At 68.3% G+C, this 18,396-nt stretch carries 17 protein-coding genes; 11 read left to right on the forward strand and 6 right to left on the reverse strand.

Going from position 1 to position 18,396, the window contains the following annotated elements; all coding sequences use genetic code 11:
- Positions 1-5: 5 nt before the first annotated feature.
- The 7 genes from uvrC (at position 6) to tpiA (ending at position 8,339) form a co-directional block, all read left to right on the forward strand.
- Entirely contained in the window at positions 6-2,180 is a 2,175-nt protein-coding gene (gene uvrC / locus HUN07_RS12460) for an excinuclease ABC subunit UvrC (protein ID WP_174909976.1), read from the forward strand.
- 29 nt (positions 2,181-2,209) lie between these two features.
- Complete coding sequence (gene rapZ, locus HUN07_RS12465; protein ID WP_114722756.1) at positions 2,210-3,076, forward strand: RNase adapter RapZ; 867 nt, start codon at positions 2,210-2,212, stop codon at positions 3,074-3,076.
- Complete coding sequence (locus tag HUN07_RS12470) at positions 3,073-4,134, forward strand: gluconeogenesis factor YvcK family protein (RefSeq protein WP_114722707.1); 1,062 nt, start codon at positions 3,073-3,075, stop codon at positions 4,132-4,134. Before rapZ ends, HUN07_RS12470 begins: the two co-directional genes overlap by 4 nt.
- The gene (whiA, locus tag HUN07_RS12475; RefSeq protein ID WP_174914673.1) at positions 4,131-5,108 is read left to right on the forward strand and encodes a DNA-binding protein WhiA; all 978 of its coding nucleotides are present in this window, start codon (positions 4,131-4,133) and stop codon (positions 5,106-5,108) included. Before HUN07_RS12470 ends, whiA begins: the two co-directional genes overlap by 4 nt.
- A 194-nt stretch (positions 5,109-5,302) precedes the next feature.
- Entirely contained in the window at positions 5,303-6,322 is a 1,020-nt protein-coding gene (gene gap, locus HUN07_RS12480) for a type I glyceraldehyde-3-phosphate dehydrogenase (RefSeq protein WP_114722709.1), read from the forward strand.
- Between the two features lie 16 nt (positions 6,323-6,338).
- Entirely contained in the window at positions 6,339-7,550 is a 1,212-nt protein-coding gene (locus HUN07_RS12485; protein ID WP_114722710.1) for a phosphoglycerate kinase, read from the forward strand.
- A gap of 3 nt (positions 7,551-7,553) precedes the next feature.
- Positions 7,554-8,339 (forward strand): triose-phosphate isomerase, encoded by a 786-nt coding sequence (gene tpiA / locus HUN07_RS12490; RefSeq protein ID WP_114722711.1) that lies wholly within the window; start codon positions 7,554-7,556, stop codon positions 8,337-8,339.
- 757 nt (positions 8,340-9,096) lie between these two features.
- Here tpiA and HUN07_RS26945 read toward each other — a convergent pair.
- Both HUN07_RS26945 and HUN07_RS12495 read right to left on the reverse strand, forming a co-directional pair.
- The gene (locus HUN07_RS26945) at positions 9,097-9,522 is read right to left on the reverse strand and encodes a tyrosine-protein phosphatase (RefSeq protein ID WP_254622914.1); all 426 of its coding nucleotides are present in this window, start codon (positions 9,520-9,522) and stop codon (positions 9,097-9,099) included.
- Positions 9,413-10,015, reverse strand: a complete 603-nt coding sequence (locus tag HUN07_RS12495) for a tyrosine-protein phosphatase (RefSeq protein ID WP_254622915.1) — start codon at positions 10,013-10,015, stop codon at positions 9,413-9,415. Before HUN07_RS12495 ends, HUN07_RS26945 begins: the two co-directional genes overlap by 110 nt.
- Positions 10,016-10,437: 422 nt before the next feature.
- On the opposite strand from HUN07_RS12495, the gene secG reads away from it, so the two are divergent.
- Genes secG through ppc form a run of 3 tightly spaced genes read left to right on the forward strand, consistent with a single transcriptional unit; the run spans position 10,438 to position 13,947 of the window.
- Complete coding sequence (secG, locus tag HUN07_RS12500) at positions 10,438-10,671, forward strand: preprotein translocase subunit SecG (protein WP_114722713.1); 234 nt, start codon at positions 10,438-10,440, stop codon at positions 10,669-10,671.
- A 2-nt stretch (positions 10,672-10,673) separates the two neighbouring features.
- The gene (locus HUN07_RS12505) at positions 10,674-11,084 is read left to right on the forward strand and encodes a PPOX class F420-dependent oxidoreductase (RefSeq protein WP_174909978.1); all 411 of its coding nucleotides are present in this window, start codon (positions 10,674-10,676) and stop codon (positions 11,082-11,084) included.
- A gap of 55 nt (positions 11,085-11,139) precedes the next feature.
- Positions 11,140-13,947 (forward strand): phosphoenolpyruvate carboxylase, encoded by a 2,808-nt coding sequence (gene ppc / locus HUN07_RS12510; protein ID WP_174909980.1) that lies wholly within the window; start codon positions 11,140-11,142, stop codon positions 13,945-13,947.
- A gap of 47 nt (positions 13,948-13,994) precedes the next feature.
- Here the strand turns inward: ppc and HUN07_RS12515 are convergent, their stop codons facing one another.
- Positions 13,995-14,471, reverse strand: a complete 477-nt coding sequence (locus HUN07_RS12515) for a MarR family winged helix-turn-helix transcriptional regulator (protein ID WP_114722716.1) — start codon at positions 14,469-14,471, stop codon at positions 13,995-13,997.
- A 106-nt stretch (positions 14,472-14,577) separates the two neighbouring features.
- Here HUN07_RS12515 and HUN07_RS12520 point away from each other — a divergent pair, with 106 nt between their 5' ends.
- Positions 14,578-15,450, forward strand: a complete 873-nt coding sequence (locus HUN07_RS12520) for an alpha/beta fold hydrolase (RefSeq protein ID WP_174909982.1) — start codon at positions 14,578-14,580, stop codon at positions 15,448-15,450.
- Positions 15,451-15,474: 24 nt separating this feature from the next.
- Here the strand turns inward: HUN07_RS12520 and HUN07_RS12525 are convergent, their stop codons facing one another.
- The 3 genes from HUN07_RS12525 to HUN07_RS12535 form a co-directional block, all read right to left on the reverse strand.
- Positions 15,475-16,800 (reverse strand): vWA domain-containing protein, encoded by a 1,326-nt coding sequence (locus tag HUN07_RS12525; protein ID WP_174909984.1) that lies wholly within the window; start codon positions 16,798-16,800, stop codon positions 15,475-15,477.
- 152 nt (positions 16,801-16,952) lie between these two features.
- Positions 16,953-17,705: an AIM24 family protein gene (locus tag HUN07_RS12530; protein WP_114722718.1), complete on the reverse strand. Its 753-nt coding sequence runs from the start codon at positions 17,703-17,705 to the stop codon at positions 16,953-16,955.
- On the reverse strand, positions 17,702-18,385 hold the full coding sequence (locus tag HUN07_RS12535; RefSeq protein ID WP_174909986.1) for an AIM24 family protein: 684 nt from the start codon (positions 18,383-18,385) through the stop codon (positions 17,702-17,704). The genes HUN07_RS12530 and HUN07_RS12535 overlap by 4 nt, the downstream gene beginning before the upstream one ends.
- Positions 18,386-18,396: the final 11 nt, after the last annotated feature.

Genomic DNA, 18,396 nt, shown 5'->3' on the forward strand with positions numbered 1-18,396 from the left:
GAATCGTGCCTGATCCTTCGACGTATCGCCCCGCCCCGGGAACCATCCCGGCGGCGCCGGGTGTCTACAAGTTCCGCGACCCGCACGGCCGGGTCATCTACGTCGGCAAGGCGAAGAGTCTGCGGTCGCGACTGAACTCGTACTTCGCGGACGTCTCGTCGCTGCATCCGCGGACCCGGCAGATGGTCACCACCGCGGGCAGTGTCGAGTGGACGGTCGTCAGCACCGAGGTCGAGGCACTCCAGCTCGAATACAACTGGATCAAGGAGTTCGATCCACGGTTCAACGTCCGCTATCGCGACGACAAGACGTACCCCGTCCTCGCGGTGACGTTGAACGAGGAGTTCCCGCGACTGTTCGTCTACCGCGGTCCGCGCCGCAAGGGAGTGCGCTACTTCGGTCCGTACTCGCACGCCTGGGCCATTCGCGAGACGCTGGATCTGCTGCTGCGGGTTTTTCCTGCCCGGACGTGCTCGGCCGGAGTATTCAAGCGGCACAGCCAGATCGGCCGGCCGTGCCTACTCGGCTACATCGACAAGTGCTCGGCGCCGTGCGTCGGCCGGGTCAGTGCCGCGGAGCACCGGGAGATCGTCGAGGACTTCTGCGACTTCCTGTCCGGGCGCACCGATCGGCTGGTCCGCCAGCTCGAGGTCCGGATGCAGGACGCCGCGGAGGAACTCGACTTCGAGACCGCCGCTCGGCTGCGCGACGACATCGGTGCACTGAAGAAGGCGCTCGAGAAGCAGGCCGTCGTCCTCGGTGACGGCACCGACGCCGACCTGGTGGCGTTCGCGTCCGACGACCTCGAAGCGGCGGTGCAGGTGTTCCACGTCCGCGGCGGCCGGGTCCGGGGTCAACGCGGCTGGGTGGTCGAGAAGGCGGGCGACGTGATCGAGCGGGACGCGGTCGCCCTCGATGCCGCCGATGCCGCCGGCGCCCCCGGCGCCTCGGAGGAGGCGATCCTGGTGGAGCAGTTCCTCACCCAGTTCTACGGCGAGCAGGCCGCCCTGGGCGACGGCGGCGCACAGGCCGACCAGCCGGCCAACGCCGTCCCCCGGGAGGTACTCGTCCCGGTGCTGCCGCGGGGCGCCGAAGAGATCCAGCGGTGGCTCTCGACGCTGCGCGGGTCATCCGTGCAGTTGCGGGTCCCGCAGCGCGGCGACAAGAAGGCGCTCGCCGAGACCGTCGAGCGCAACGCCAAGGAGGCGCTCACGCAGCACAAGCTCAAGCGTGCTGGCGACTTCACGTCGAGATCGGCTGCGCTGCAGGGTATCCAGGAGGCGCTCGACCTGGATTCGGCCCCGTTGCGGATCGAGTGCGTCGACATCAGCCACGTCCAGGGCACCGACGTCGTCGCGTCGCTGGTCGTGTTCGAGGACGGTCTTCCGCGCAAGTCCGACTACCGCCACTACGCGATCAAGGAGGCCGCCGGTGACGGCCGCTCCGACGACGTCGCGAGCATCGCCGAGGTGACCCGTCGCCGGTTCCTGCGGCACAACCGGGACGTCGCTGCGGGGGCGAACCCCGGCGCCGACATCGACGGTGACGGGGCCGACGGCGGCGATCTCGCGCCGGAGGCCGCGCTCGACCCCCGGACCGGGCGGCCCCGTAGGTTCGCGTACCCGCCCAACCTGTACGTCGTGGACGGCGGCGCCCCGCAGGTCGCGGCCGCCGCGGAGGTGCTCGACGAACTCGGCATCACCGATGTCGCGGTCATCGGACTCGCGAAGCGCCTCGAGGAGGTGTGGGTGCCGGGGGAGGAGGATCCGGTGATCCTGCCCCGGACCAGCGAATCGCTGTACCTGCTGCAGCGGGTCCGCGACGAGGCGCACCGTTTCGCGATCACGTTCCACCGCAGCAAGCGATCACGGCGGATGACCGCGTCGGCCCTGGACTCGGTGCGCGGGCTGGGGGAGACTCGGCGGACCGCACTCGTCACCCATTTCGGGTCTGTGGCCAGGTTGCGCAGCGCGACCGTCGAGGAGATCACCGCCGTTCCGGGGATCGGCACCGCCACCGCACAGGCGGTCCTCGAGGCGCTCGCGGGGTCCGATCCGGCGGCCGATCCTGCGCCTGCACCGGGCGATGCCGGATCGGATGTCGCTGCGGGCAGCGCCGTCGTGGGGGATGATGTGACGGACATCGGCGCTTCGAAACGAACAGGACACACTCTCGAGTGAACGACCTGCAGGATTCTGGTGGGCAAGGCATGGAGGTTGCGCTCGTCACCGGACTGTCCGGTGCGGGGCTGAGCACGGCGGCGAAGGTCCTCGAGGACCTCGGCTGGTATGTCGTCGACAACCTGCCGCCCGAGCTCATCGCCCGGATGGTCGACCTCGGGGTCGAGTCCGATCCGCCGATCCGGCGGCTCGCAGTGGTGATGGACGTGCGCAGCCGCCCGTTCTCCGGCGACCTGGGCCGGGTCGTGACCGCGCTCGAGGCGATGCCCGTGCAGATCCGGGTGTTGTTCCTCGAGGCCAACGACTCGGTCCTGATCCGCCGGTTCGAGCACGTGCGACGCAGCCACCCGCTGCAGAGCGACAGCAAGGAAGGCACCCTCTCGGAGGGGATCGCCGCCGAGCGGGCGAAGCTGGCTCAGGTGCGGGCCGCGGCCGACCTGGTGGTCGACACGTCCTCGCTCGCGGTCCGCGAGCTGCGCGAGAAGATCGAGACGGCCTTCGGCGGCGAGGGCAGCTCCGAGATCCAGGTGACCGTGCAGTCGTTCGGGTTCAAGCACGGTCTGCCGATGGACGCGGACCTGGTGTGCGACGTGCGGTTCCTGCCGAATCCGCACTGGATTCCCGAACTGCGCGAGCACACCGGACTGGAGGAGGCGGTTCGGGACTACGTCCTGTCCCGCGACGAGGCCCAGGAGTACCTGGATACGTACCTGCGCCTGCTGGAACTGACGACGGCGGGATACCGCCGGGAGGGAAAGCGCTACATGACCATCGCGGTCGGATGCACCGGCGGCAAGCATCGCAGTGTTGCCATGTCGGAGGCGCTCGCGGCGCGTCTGCAGAAGGAAGACGGCCTCGCCGTCCGCGTCGTGCACCGTGATGTGGGGCGCGAATGAGCGACGATCGACTGCACGGCAACGGCCGCACACCCCGAATCGTCGCGCTGGGTGGAGGCCACGGTCTGTACGCGACGCTCAGCGCCGCGCGGCGGCTGAGTTCGGACGTGACCGCGGTGGTCACGGTCGCCGACGACGGAGGTTCCTCGGGACGGCTGCGCGGTGAACTCGGCGTGATCCCGCCGGGCGATCTGCGGATGGCACTGGCCGCGCTCGCGTCGCGGGAACCACAGGTCCAGACGTGGACGGACGCCGTCCAGCACCGCTTCGGCGGCACGGGCGCCCTCGCGGGCCACTCGGTCGGAAACCTGATTCTCGCCGGTCTCACCGAGGTCCTCGGCGACACGGTCGCGGCGCTCGACACCGTGGCGCGACTGCTCGACGTCGAGGGCCGGGTGCTGCCGATGTCGCCGGTGGCGTTGGAGATCGAGGCGGACGTCGTCGGACTGGAGTCCGATCCACGGGTGAGCCGGTGCATCCGCGGACAAGTCGCGGTCGCGACTACACCGGGAAAGGTGCGCCGCGTGCGGCTGCTGCCGGCGAGCCCGCCCGCGTGCCCCGACGCCCTGGCCGCGATCGAGAATGCCGATGTCGCCGTGCTCGGACCCGGTTCGTGGTTTTCGAGTGTGATTCCTCACGTTCTCGTGCCGGACCTGCTCGACGGTCTGATGCGTTCGTCTGCGCGGAAGGTGCTGATCCTCAACCTCGCGCCCGAACCCGGCGAGACCGCAGGATTCTCCGCGGAACGTCATCTGCACGTACTGTGCCAGCACGCGCCCGAATTCCGTGTCGACCATGTGGTCGTCGACTCGGCATCGGTTCCGGCCGGGCGTGAACGCGACCATCTGTGCCGCGCCGCGACGCAACTCGGCGCGGACGTCGTCTACGCGGATGTCGCCGAGGACGGAACCCACAAGCATCATGCGGGCAAGCTCGCGGCGGTGCTCGAACGCCTCACCGCGCAACAGACGGGCGAGCACCGCCCGGTCGAGGTGCGCGGGAGCGAGCAGCCTGCCGAACGGACAGCAGGGGGAAGGGAGAGCGCCACGTGGCGATGACAGCCGAGGTCAAGGACGAGCTCAGCAGGCTCACGGTGACTCAGGTGAGTTGTCGGAAGGCGGAGGTGTCGGCGCTGCTCCGGTTCGCCGGCGGGCTGCACATCGTGGGCGGCCGGGTCGTCGTGGAAGCCGAGGTGGACCTCGGATCGATCGCACGGCGCCTGCGCGGCGAGATCCTCGACCTCTACGGGTACCACTCGGACGTGCACGTGCTGAGCGCCAGTGGCCTGCGCAAGAGCTCCCGATACGTCGTGCGGGTCGCGAAGGAAGGCGAGGCGCTGGCCCGCCGGACCGGACTGCTCGACATGCGGGGGCGTCCGGTGCGGGGCCTGCCGGCGCAGGTCGTGGGCGGCAGCGTGGGGGACGCGGAGGCCGCGTGGCGCGGCGCGTTCCTGGCGCACGGCTCACTCACCGAGCCGGGGCGCTCCTCGGCCCTCGAGATCAGCTGCCCGGGCCCGGAGGCGGCCCTCGCGCTGGTCGGCGCGGCCCGGAGGCTCGGCATCACTGCGAAGGCGCGCGAGGTCCGTGGCACCGACCGGGTGGTCGTGCGCGACGGCGAGGCGATCGGCGCGCTGCTCACCCGGATGGGTGCGCAGGACACCCGGCTCACGTGGGAGGAACGCCGCATGCGCCGCGAGGTGCGCGCCACGGCGAACCGTCTCGCGAACTTCGACGACGCGAACCTGCGCCGGTCCGCGCGCGCGGCCGTCGCGGCTGCGGCGCGGGTCGAACGGGCCCTCGAGATCCTCGGCGAGGACGTCCCCGACCACCTCGCGGCGGCGGGCACGTTGCGCGTCAAGCATCGGCAGGCCTCGCTCGAGGAGTTGGGGCAGCTCGCGGATCCGCCGATGACCAAGGACGCCGTCGCCGGTCGCATCCGGCGACTGCTGTCGATGGCGGACCGCAAGGCCAAGGAGGTCGGGGTCCCCGACACGGAGTCGGCGGTGACCCCGGAGTTGCTCGAAGAGGCGTGACGATCGGTCGACGACCCACCCCGGTTCCGGTGACCGGGGCAGATGCGCGCGTATGCGGGTGCGCGCACTAGGGTGGGACACGCATCGACCGATGAGTCTCGCGTTTCGGTTCGATAGTCGTGGGTATCACGTGCTCGCGGGGTTCTCGCGGGCGAAAACTGGCACACCAGAGTAGATGGGCAAAGGAGCTAACTGTGACGGTCCGGGTAGGCATCAACGGCTTCGGTCGTATCGGACGTAACTTCTTCAGGGCGGTCGATGCGCAGAAGGCGCTCGGCACCACCGACATCGAGATCGTGGCGGTCAACGACCTCACGGACAACGCGACGCTGGCTCACCTGCTCAAGTACGACTCGATCCTGGGTCGTCTGCCGCACGAGGTCTCGCTCGAGGGTGACGACACCATCGTCGTCGGCGACACCAAGATCAAGGCGCTGGCGCACCGCGGCCCGCTGAGCGAGCTCCCCTGGGGCGAGCTGGGCGTCGACGTCGTCGTCGAGTCCACGGGCATCTTCACCGACGCCGAGAAGGCCAAGGGCCACCTCGAGGCCGGTGCCAAGAAGGTCATCATCTCCGCGCCCGCCAAGGGCGAGGACATCACGATCGTGATGGGCGTCAACGACGACAAGTACGACGGCAGCCAGGACATCATCTCCAACGCGTCCTGCACCACCAACTGCCTCGGCCCGATCGCCAAGGTCCTCGACGACGAGTTCGGCATCGTCAAGGGTCTGATGACGACGGTCCACGCGTACACGCAGGACCAGAACCTGCAGGACGGCCCGCACAGCGACCTCCGTCGCGCCCGCGCCGCCGCGCTGAACGTCGTTCCGACCGGCACGGGTGCCGCCAAGGCCATCGGCCTGGTCCTCCCGCAGCTGCTGGGCAAGCTGGACGGCTACGCGCTGCGCGTGCCGATCCCCACGGGCTCGGTCACCGACCTGACGGTGAACCTCGCGAAGCCGGCCACCATCGCCGAGATCAACGCCGCGATGAAGGCTGCCGCCGAGGGCCCGCTGAAGGGCATCCTCAAGTACACCGAGGCTCCCATCGTGTCCTCGGACATCGTGACGGATCCGCACTCCTCGATCTTCGACGCCGGCCTGACCAAGGTCATCGACGACCAGGTCAAGGTCGTCTCCTGGTACGACAACGAGTGGGGCTACTCGAACCGCCTCGCGGACCTCATCGGCCTCGTCGCCAAGTCCCTCTGATCCGGGTCTGGTCCACGTGGCTGTCAAGACTCTGAAGGATCTGCTGGACGAGGGGGTCGAGGGCCGTACCGTGCTGGTGCGCTCCGACCTCAACGTTCCGCTGGACAACGGAACGATCACCGATCCGGGCCGGATCGTCGCGTCCGCGCCGACCATCTCGGCGTTGGCCGAGGCGGGCGCCAAGGTCATCGTGATGGCGCACCTCGGCCGCCCCAAGGGCGAGCCGGATCCGGCGCTGTCGCTGGCGCCTGTCGCCACGAAGCTCGGTGAGGTGCTGGGCCGCAACGTCCAGCTGGCCGGTGACGTGGTGGGCCAGGACGCGCTCGCGCGTTCCGAGGGCCTGACGGACGGCGATGTCCTCCTGCTGGAGAACATCCGTTTCGATCCGCGCGAGACCAGCAAGGACGACGCCGAGCGCGAGGCGCTGGCGAAGGCGCTCGTCGACCTCGTCGACGGCGACGGCGCGTTCGTCTCCGACGGTTTCGGCGTCGTGCACCGCAAGCAGGCGTCGGTCTACGACGTGGCCGAGCTGCTCCCGCACTACGCGGGCAACCTGGTCGCGGCCGAGGTCGAGGTGCTGCAGAAGCTGACGCAGGACTCCGAGCGTCCGTACGCGGTCGTGCTCGGCGGCTCGAAGGTGTCGGACAAGCTCGCCGTGATCGAGGCGTTGGCCCCCAAGGTCGACACCCTCGTCATCGGTGGCGGCATGTACTACACCTTCCTTGCCGCGCAGGGCATCTCGGTGGGCAACTCGCTGTGCCAGGAAGAGATGATCGGCACCTGCAAGGACCTGCTCGAGCGGTATGCGGACGTCATCCACATCCCGCAGGACGTGGTGATCGCGGACTCGTTCTCGGCGGACGCGGAGTCGAAGACGGTCTCCGTCCTCGAGATCCCGGACGGCTGGATGGGTCTGGACATCGGACCGGAGTCGGTGGAGCGCTTCGCGGCGATCCTCTCGGGTGCCAAGACGGTGTTCTGGAACGGCCCGATGGGTGTGTTCGAGTTCTCGAAGTTCGCGGCCGGCACCAAGGGTGTCGCCGAGGCGATCGTCGAGGCCACCGGCAAGGGCGCGTTCAGCGTCGTCGGCGGCGGTGACTCCGCGGCGGCCGTGCGTCAGCTCGGTCTGCCCGAGGACGGCTTCTCGCACATCTCGACCGGCGGCGGCGCGTCCCTCGAATACCTCGAGGGCAAGACCCTGCCCGGCATCGAAGCACTGGAGGGCTGAGGTTTGACTCGAAAGCCCCTGATCGCCGGCAACTGGAAGATGAATCTCAACCACCTCGAGGCCATCGCCCTGGTGCAGAAGATCGCTTTCTCGTTGCCCGCGAAGTACTTCGAGAAGGTCGACGTGACGGTGATCCCGCCGTTCACCGACATCCGCAGCGTGCAGACGCTGGTCGAGGGCGACAAGCTCCTGCTCACCTACGGTGCGCAGGACGTCTCGGCGCAGGATTCGGGCGCGTTCACCGGCGAGATCAGCGGTTCCATGCTGGCCAAGCTGGGTTGCACGTTCGTCGTGGTCGGACACTCCGAGCGGCGCACGCTGCACGGTGAGTCCGACGAGCTGGTGCTCGCCAAGACCAAGGCGGCGCTGAAGAACGGGCTCACCCCGATCGTGTGCATCGGTGAGGGCCTGAACATCCGCGAGGCCGGCGAGCACGTGGCGTACAACGTCGCGCAGCTGAAGGGCTCGCTCGCGGGCCTGTCGGCGGACGAGATCGCCAAGGTCGTCGTCGCGTACGAGCCGGTGTGGGCCATCGGCACGGGCAAGGTGGCCTCGGCCGCCGACGCCCAGGAGGTCTGCAAGGCAGTGCGCGAGACCCTGGTCGAGCTGGCTTCCCCGGAGGTCGCTGCCGGTGTCCGCGTGCTCTACGGCGGCTCCGTCAACGCCAAGAACGTCGGCGAGATCGTCGGCCAGGCGGACGTGGACGGTGCGCTCGTGGGCGGCGCCTCGTTGAAGGCGGACGAGTTCGCGACGCTGTCGGCCATTGCGGCCGGTGGCCCGCTGCCGTGAACGGCTGATGTCGCTGCCGTGAACGGCTGATGTCGCTGCCGTGATCCGGTAGCAACCCGAAGACGAACGCTGGGCGCGTGACCGTGAAGGTCACGCGCCCAGCGTTTTTCGTTCATGCGCGCAGAGGAGCAGCTTTGCCTGCCGCGTGACAATCGTTGCCCGGTCGACGCCGAGTCCCTCCGTCAGGTACCGGTCGAAGGTGCCGTAGTTCCGGTCGACCTCCCGCGAACGAGGCTTCGAGGTAGCTCGCATCGACCCCGATGAGTTGGCGGTAGATCTCGGCCGCCTCGGACCCCTTTGACTGCGGTGATCTGGTCGAGAGTGGCCTGGATCGTCGCGGCCGAGTACTCGTTGGACAGCCCGCCGAGGCCGGTGTACCCGACTCCGTTTCCCGCGATGTCACGGAAGTTGTGCACCGACGTAAGGCGTGGCGTCTCGGCCTGCCCGGCAACGCCGGATCCCGGATCCGATGAACCGAGCGAGCTCGGTGACGAGGCGTCGGCGACGGCCGATCCGGCGAGGAGCAGTAGCCCGTCACGGTCAGTGCGGCCGTCGTTCGGCCACGTCGGAAACGCTTGCGGTGCACAGGGTTCGTCACTGAGATGATTCCTTCCGCGTCGGTGTCGTCCGACTGGAAGGTATCGACGAACGCCTGCACTGCGAGTGGTCTCAGTCAGTGGTGCGCCAGGCGCTACCGGGCGCTGCCGGGCGCGGACGGTGAATCCGTCGCGCGCCCAGCCGCGTTCACAGGTGTGCGTCAGCCGAGCAGTTTGACGGCGAGCTTGCCGATGGTCACCGACGAGAGGCCGAGACCGGTGCGCAGGTAGTTCTGCACGGTGCCGTACTTCGCGGTCAGCTCGTCCAGGCCGGCCTGCAGGTAGCTGGCGTCGACGCCGAGCAGCGGGTCGTAGACCTGGGCGACTGCTTCACCCTGGCTGGCGACGATGCCGGCCCGGGACCTGGCCATGGATGCGACGGTGTACTCGTTCGTGAGCAGGTAGTCGCTCATGATCGTCTCGTGCGGCACCCCGGCGATGCTCTGCAGCAACATGGACGCCCAGCCCGTCCGGTCCTTACCGGCGGTGCAGTGGAACACCTGCGAGCCGGGGGTCTCGGCCAGATCGGTGAGCAGTTTCGTGAACCCCGCGCGCGCCGCGGGATCGTTGACAAATGCACGATTCATGTCCCGCGTCCCGCATGAAGTTCCGCGAGTCCTCAGGGGTCTTCAGCTTGGCGACGCCGGCCTCGAGATCGCCGGACAGGATCGGGATGTGCACGTAGGTGGTGCCGGCGACGGTGCGGTCGGGCTTGTGGGCCACCTCTTCCTCGGTGCGGACGTCGTACACCGCGGTCAGCTTCAGCGATTCGAGCGTCGCGAGGTCGGCGTCGTTCGGGGTGAGCGCGTTGGCACGGTAGAAGACGCCGGTGCGCATGTGGCCGAGTGGAGTCTTGTAGCCGGGGCCGGCGACGTCCCGGAAGTTGTCGACAGTCGCCAACCGGGGCGCCTCGACGATGGTCGGTGCGCTCGAGCCGAGTGCGGAGGATCCGAAGGACGACAGGTCGAGGGAACCGGTGGCCCCTGCCGCGGCAGTGCCGGCGAACAGGAACGAGCCTGATACCGCGAGTGCCACTGCGGTCCGGGTGGTGTGGCGCAGAGCTGTGGAGCGGTGCGTCATGGTGAGGCCTTCCTCGCATGGGGGTGACTGACTGCTCGGAAGGTAATGCGGCACGTTGTGCCACGAAAGTGAGCTGTCTCACTATACGGGAGGATTGTGGTGACGGTCGCTCGGAACCGCTTCCCGCGCGAGCGAATTGCGCACGGGAAGCGCGTCGGCAGGTTACCGAGCGACCCGAACGTCGCGAGTGAGCCTTCCGGTAGGCCGGTGAGGCGATCCCGCGGTGGGGTGCATGGGCGGTGCGGTGTGATCTGCATAACAGATACGGACGGTAACGACAAACGAACGATCGGCGCGTCCCGATCGTCAGGTTCCGTCTCCCGGCCACTGTGGCGGGTTTGCGCTCGATCGCCCAGGTAACAGGTAAGCTGAGCGCGCTAGTGGCCGAAATCCGTCGTGCGTGAAGGGCAGCGAATACCGAAATGGCACTGTTCCTGGACATCCTGCTGGTCATCACCAGCTTGCTGCTGATCCTGCTGATCCTTCTGCATCGCGGCAAGGGCGGCGGTCTGTCCAGTCTCTTCGGTGGCGGTGTCCAGTCCAGCCTCGCCGGCTCGAGCGTCGTCGAGAAGAACCTCGACCGACTGACCGTCTTCACCGCGGCGATCTGGCTGATCGCGATCCTCGGCATCGGGCTCGAGATCAAGTTCAGCTGACGATGGCGGGGTACCGCAGCTCCACCTCCATCCCCGATGCTGCCGCGGCCCTGATCGACGCGCCCGAATTCGCGACACTCGCGACCGTCGAGCCCGGAGGCCAGCCGCAGCTGTCCGTCGTGTGGTTGGAGCGGGACGGCGACGAGGTGCTCATCTCGACCGTCCGTGGCCGCCGCAAGACCGACAATCTCCAGCGTGACCCGCGTGCGACGGTGCTGATCTATCCGGCTGGCGGGCCGTACCGCTACGTCGAGATCCGCGGTACCGCCACGATCACCGACGACCCGGGTGGGTCGCTGATCCACAAGCTGGCCCGCAAGTACACCGGGGCCGCGCGTTGGGAGCACGACACACCGGACACCCCGCGGGTGATCGTGCGGTTGAAGCCGTCGAAGGTGATCTGGAAGGGCTGACGCCCGGTCGGACGGTTGCCGTGCGGGTGTCCGGTCATCGGTCGATAATCAGGTGATGACCGGGATCCCCGATTCATCGCCAGCGTCCTCCGCTCCGCCTTCGTCGGCTCCGCGTGCTGCCACCGAACCGCTCCGAGAGGACATCCGCCTGCTCGGGGGCATCCTGGGGGAGATCGTCCGGGAGCAGTCCGGTGACGAGATCTTCGCGCTGGTCGAGCGGGCGCGGGTCGAGTCGTTCCGGGTCCGGCGTTCGGAGATCGACCGGGCGGAACTCGCGGAGATGTTCGAGCAGATCGACACCGCGGACGCCATCCCGGTGATCCGAGCCTTCAGCCATTTCGCGCTGCTTGCCAACGTCGCCGAGGACATTCACCGCGAGCGGCGGCGCGCGATCCACGTCCGGGCCGGCGAACCTCCACAGGACAGCAGCCTGGCGGCCACCTACGCGAAACTCGATGCGGCGACCCTCGACCCGGCCACCGCGAGCGCCGCGTTGGTCGGTGCGCTCGTGGCGCCGGTGATCACCGCGCACCCCACCGAGACGCGCCGGCGGACGATCTTCGAGACCCAGAACCGCATCATGGAATTGATGCGGATGCGGGAGTGGGTTGCCGGGGACGTCGACGAGGCGGCCGCGATCGGTCTCCAGCTGCGCCGCCAGATTCTCACCCTGTGGCAGACGGCGCTGATCCGCCTGTCCCGATTGCGGATCCAGGACGAGATCGAGGTGGGCCTGCGCTACTACGATGCCTCACTGTTCGAGGTGGTCCCACAGATCAACGCTGACCTCCGGGACGGTCTGCGGGCCCGGTGGCCGGGCTCGACTCTACTCGCGGAACCGATGCTGCGGCCGGGGTCGTGGATCGGCGGCGATCGGGACGGGAATCCGTTCGTCACAGCCGAAGTCGTCGGCCGGGCGACTCACCGTGCGGCCGAGACCGCGCTCGAACATCACCTCGAGGAGCTCGAGGTACTGGAACGGGAGCTGTCGATGTCGGCGCGGCTGGTCACGGTGACCGCCGAGTTGGACCGGCTCGCGGACGAGTCCGGTGACGAGTCGGCGTTCCGCGCGGACGAGCCCTACCGGCGCGCCGTCCGTGGTCTGCGTGCACGCCTGACGGTCACCGCGGACCGGATCCTCGGCCATCCCGCCGTTCACCGCGTCCGAGCGGCCTCGACGGACCTGCCGGGATACGACAGCCCGGCCGAGCTGCTGGCGGACCTCGATGTCATCGACACGTCGCTGCGATCGCACGGCGACGACACCGTCGCCGACGACCGTCTGGCGCAGCTGCGGAACTCGGTGGAGGTCTACGGCTTCCACCTGTGCGGTCTGGACATGCGGCAGAACTCGGAGGTCCACGAGTCGGTGGTCGCCGAGTTGCTGGCGTGGTCGGGGGTGCACTCGGACTACCGGTCGCTGTCGGAGGACGAGCGGATAGCGCTGCTGTCCCGGGAACTCGCGACCCGTCGGCCGCTGTCGGGTCCGCACGCCGAGTTCAGCGAGCTGACCACGAAGGAGTTGGGCATCCTGCGGGCCGCCGCCGAGGCCGTCGAGCGGATCGGACCGGACGCGATCCCGAACTACATCATCAGCATGTGCGACTCGGTGAGCGACATGCTCGAGGCCGCGATCCTGCTCGCCGAGGTGGGGTTGTTCGACCCGGACGGCGACGACGGACCTTGGTGCCCGGTGGGGATCGTGCCGCTGTTCGAGACCATCGAGGACCTGCGGCACGGCGCCGCGACCCTCACCCGAACGCTCGAGGTGCCGATCTACCGGGCTCTGGTCGCGAACCGCGGCGACAGCCAGGAAGTGATGCTCGGATACTCCGACTCGAACAAGGACGGCGGATATCTCGCCGCGAACTGGGCGCTGTACCGGGCCGAGCTCGAGTTGGTGCAGGCGGCGCGGAAGACAGGAATTCGGTTGCGGCTCTTCCACGGTCGCGGCGGCACCGTGGGCCGCGGCGGCGGACCGAGCTACGATGCGATCCTCGCGCAGCCGCCGGGCGCGGTGCAGGGGTCGCTGCGGATCACCGAACAGGGTGAGGTGATCGCGGCCAAGTACGCCGAGCCGCGGCTCGCCCGCCGCAATCTCGAGGCGCTCGTCGCGGCCACCCTCGAATCGACCCTGCTCGACGTCGAGGGACTCGGCGACGACGCGGCACCCGCGTACGAGATCCTCGACGAACTGGCCGAGCTGGCGCGCGTCGCGTACGCGGACCTCGTGCACGACACCCCCGGCTTCGTGGAGTACTTCAAGGCGTCGACGCCGGTCGCGGAGATCGGTGCCCTCAACATCGGCAGCCGGCCCGCATCCCGCAAGCCGACCGCGTCGATCTCCGACCTGCGCGCCATCCCGTGGGTGCTGTCCTGGAGCCAATCGCGGGTGATGCTGCCCGGGTGGTACGGCACCGGAACGGCCTTCGAGCAGTGGGTGGGCGGCGATGAGCAGCGACTGAAGACATTGACCGACCTGTACGAGCGGTGGCCGTTCTTCCGTACCGTGCTGTCGAACATGGCGCAGGTCATGGCGAAGTCCGACATGGGCCTCGCGGCGCGCTACGCGGAACTGGTGCCGGACGTCGCGTTGCGGGACGAGGTGTTCGGCAAGATCGCCGCCGAGCATGCCCGCACGATCGCGATGTACACGTCGATCACCGGGCACGACAATCTGCTGTGGGACAACCCGGCTCTCGACCGCTCCGTGCACAATCGATTCCCGTACCTCGAGCCGCTCAACCATCTGCAGGTGGAGTTGCTGCGCCGCTACCGCGCCGGCGACGACTCCGACGGCGTCCGGCGCGGCATCCAGTTGACGATGAACGGTCTTGCGACCGCGCTGCGGAACAGCGGCTGATCCGACCGCGATCGCCACCGGATGCGACGGGGTGGCGCGCCAGCGCGTCAGAGTTGTTCGGCGCGTACGCCCGCCGCCACGGCGTGCATCTTCTCGAGGAATGCTCCGATCGTCTCCCGCTCGCGTGGCGAGAAGGATTCGATTGCCACCACCGCGCGGTCGATGAGGGGCCCGAAGAACGACGTGCCCAGGTCCACGGCGTGGGATGTGACCTCGACGACGACCCGACGGCGATCGGCGGTGTCGCGCGAACGGCACAGGAGTCCCTGCTTCTCGAGCCGGTCGATCAGGGCGGTCGTGGAGGCGGAACTGATGCCCAGCTGCTGCCCCAGCCATCCCGGTGTCGCGGGATGGCCCGCGCGGGCCGCGTCGAGGAGGGTGATCAGCGCGCGCAGGTCGGTGGTGTGGAGGTGGTGGCTCCTGGCGAACTCGGCGCCGAAGAGGTTGAGTTCCACGGTCAGTGCCCGCAGTTGATGCACCGTTGCGTGGCCCCGGATTCGGGGGTCGAGTTCGTCGTCGTGCATTGCTGCCTCTTTCCGGCTGGGTCTGGACGCCAGTTGCCTCGTCTGCCTAGTATCTCGATGATCGAGATAAATGTCGAGTGTCGAGGATTCGACCAGGGGTGGGCAGATGAACCGAAGTGATGCAGTCCATTTCGCGTCGACGGAGAGCGGGCGCGAGTTCGAGCGGCGGTACGACCGGGTGCTCGGACGGTGGCCGGGACCGGTGGAGCGTGTCGATGTCGGCACCGGGTTCGGCACCACACGCGTCAACGTCTGTGGGCCCGAGGACGCGCCGCCCGTGATCCTCTTGCCCAGTGGCCGAGCCACCTCCACCGTGTGGTTCGCCGTGGCCGCGGAGCTCTGCGGGGACCACCGGGTGTTCGCGGTCGATCTCCCCGGCGACGTCGGGCTCGGGGTGGTCACCGAACCGCTGCGGAGCCGGGACGATCTGATGGACTGGATATCGGCGGTCGTTCACGGTCTCGAGCTGGAAACGTATGGCGTCGTGGGTCATTCGTACGGCGCGATGGTCGCCCTCGCGCATGCCGTGCGGCGACCCGACGGGTTGGACAGGCTCGTACTGCTGGATCCCAACTCGTGCTTCGCGGGGATGAGTCCGCAGTACCTCGCCCGTGCAGTCCCGCTGCTCGTTCGCCCGACCGGTGATCGCCAACGACGCCTGATCGGATGGGAATCGGCCGGCGCCACGGTGGACGCCGACTGGCTCGACCTGGTCGCGTTCGGCGCCGAACGGTTCCCGGCACACCGCCCGGTGGTGCCGCGGCGACCCTGGCCACAGGATCTCCAGGAACTCCGAGCCGAGGTGACCGTCGTGCTGGCGGAGCGCAGCCGGGTACACGACGCGGCGCGGATCGGTGAGCGGGCGCGGAGCTCGATGCCGCGGGCCACAATTCGCGTCATTCCCGGTGAGTCCCACTACACGCTGCCGATGAGCTCATCGCCGGAACTGGGCGCGGCGCTGCGGACCGCGATCGGCTAGTGCGTGTCTCTCTGCGGCCCGGTGTCAGCGCAAGATGTGCGCGGCGCGGGCGGCGCGCAGCCAATCTGGATACTCCGACAACAGGAGTCGGTACAGCTCCGCATCGGAGAGCGCGTCGACTTTGTTCACGGAGAAGAATCCCGCATTGTCGACTTTCCGACCGGACATTGTGTCGAGCTTCTCGAGCACACCGAAGCTGCTTCGGCCGATCCCGATGAACTGCCAGAACGCCGGCCGAGATGAGGCCCGGCGCATCAGCTTTTCGATGGCAGAGCGTTTGCTGAATCCGCCATCGGTGAAGAACAGGATCAGCGTCGGTACGGTGGTGTTCTCGTCCAAGCCGGCGAGAACCTCAGTCATGATGGGGATCTCGTCGTTGAAGCCACCGATCTCGTTGTCGTAGTCGATACCGCCGTGTACCCCTTGCAGATGGATGTACTCGTCGATCCACTGGTCGGCGCGGTCGACTGTCACGTCGGGGAGCTTGGCGAAATTGACGCCGTACAGGTATGCCTCGAGCTGTCCGTCGGCGTCGAGCTGCGTGGCCACCGGGACCATGCGGCGCACAGTCTCCTGCACCTCGCCGTCAGAGTAGCGCCGGCTCATCGATCCGGTCTTGTCGATCACGAGGATCACCCGACCGACGTAGTCTCGGGCGCCGTTGGCGAGCAGGACCTTCGCGACCTCCTTCTTGCGCAGGTCCAGCTTCTGTCGCTTCTCCAGCGACAGCTTCGCCTCAGCCGGAACCGTGCGAACCCCGTCTGCGTCCACCGTCGCCACCCCCGCAGGTGGGGTCGGCGCGGTAGCCGTGACAGCAGGTACGGAGGTGGAGGTGGTGGGTTGTGCCGGTGTGTCGTCAACGGCGACGCCGTGCTCGGTGACCAATGCGACCAGGCCGTCGTTCCAGCCGGCGGAGACGTTGCGAACCTTCCATGCCCCGTTCCGGCGGTACACCTCGAGCAGCACCGCGGAGCGCTCGGTGGTCAGTCCCTCCGCAGCCGCGGTGACGGTCGTGCCGCCAGGTTGGGTCACGGCAACCGCCAGCGCGGGCACCGCCGACAGTGGGCCGGTTACGGTTTCGTCGACCGACACCGCTATCGCGATCCGCTCGATTCCCGCGGGGATCGCCGCGAGATCGAGTCGCACCTGCCCCTGGGCCACGAGGGTGACTGCCCCCTCCGGGGAGGTCGGGTTGTTGAAGAACACCAGGTCCTCGTCGCTGCGGACCTTGCGACGCTCGTCGAGTTGGAACACGAACAGGTCGACGCTGCCGGGAGAGGTTCCGGTCACTCCGATCGTGGTGGCAGTGGTGGCGACGCTGGTATTGGCGCCTCGGGTCAGGGCGGTCACGGGTCGGTCAGTCCTTTCGGCAGGAGGCGGAGCCCGGGCGGACCCTCTGGCGGATGCTGTTGCGTGACTGGCTCAACGCCGCGAAGCATATGACCCCACCGCTCGGGCACCATGCGGCTCGTGCCGAATCCCGACACCGATCACCGATGTCGTCAATGCTGGCTTCCCAGCTGGCTGCTGATCTCCTGGTTGATCTGATGCAGTCCTGGCGAGGAGACCCCCGGCAGCATGCCGAGGATGCTACGAACCAGCGACTGATCGTTGATGACCTTCTCGCTGGACTGCACCAACACGGTGCCGGCGCCGGTGAAGTCGTATTGCCGTTCCTCGCCCGACTGCACGCCGACGCGGCGCGCGGCGGCCTGCACGAACCCGGTCACCCACGCTTGGTCGAAGTGGTGGCTCGGCGACGGGCAGTCCGCCCACCCGACAAGCGCTTCCGGGTCCACCCGCACCGGTGGCTCGACGAACATGACCGGCCCGTTCGATGACGCGAGGAACTTGCCGGTGCCGATCAGCGTCACAAAGCCCGGAACGATCGATTGGTTGAGCGCCAGGGCGGGCTCGAACGCCAGAAGGTTCGCGGCTCGAATGGTCAGGTTGCCGTCATCGAGGTCGTAGGAGTTGATGTCGTAGCCGCGGTCGCCGAGGATCAGCTTGCCCTGTCCGTCGGCGACGACGAAGTCGTGCAGGTGCAGGGGAGCGGAGAACTGCTGGGCGACCATCTGCAGCATGTGGCCCTGCAAACCGTGCTGGAGCGAGGTGAACGTCATCTGCCCGTAGTAGGCGATCATCGCGCCCTTGGACATGAACCACGGGTGCTGCAGATCCACGGTGAACGTGTAGTGGTTGCCTGGGATGTTGTCGTTGCCGGGCAGCGTCGCCGGATTCCAGACCGTGCTCACAGTTTCTCCTCCGATGCCTGGACCAACACCACACCGTGACCGGTGCACTCGAGTTGTATGTTCTCCCCGCCGCTGCGGGCGACGTTGCGCCAGCTCATTCCGGACTTCAATGTCGTCGTCACCGACCCGAGGGCTGCGACGTAGGCCTGCGGATCGACCATCACCGGCCGATCGGGGGTGACCTGGAGTTCCAGAAATCCGCCGTGACCGAGGACCACCGCGAAACCGTGCCCGGAGAGCTGTGTGGTCGACATGCCTTGCCCGGTGGCCACTCCTGCGGCGGCGCCACGCAGCGTCCCCCGCAATCCGCCGCCCCCACCACTGGACGGGGCGGCTGCGGAGACGACCGAGACCTGCAACCCGCTCGTGTAGGCCAGCAGACGGGAGGCTTCGACTCGCAGTTGCCCCGCGGCCGAAACGTCGACGATGTGGGTTTCGATTCCGCGGAACCCGTAGTGCACGGAGCCGGTTCCCTGCGCGAGCATCGTCGCCTCGTGCTCGCCGTGGAGCATTCGGCCGGCCATGGCCCCGAGCCCGCCACCGCCCCCGAGACCTGGGACGTGGTGCGGGGTGAACTGCACCTGCCCGGTGTAGAACAGCATCGCGCCGCGGCGCGCCACCACGGGCCCTGTCCGGCCCAGATCCACGGTGACAACTCTGTCGTTGACCTGTGTGAACATCCGTTGCTCCC

Source organism: Rhodococcus sp. W8901 (genome assembly GCF_013348805.1).
GTDB lineage: Bacteria > Actinomycetota > Actinomycetes > Mycobacteriales > Mycobacteriaceae > Prescottella.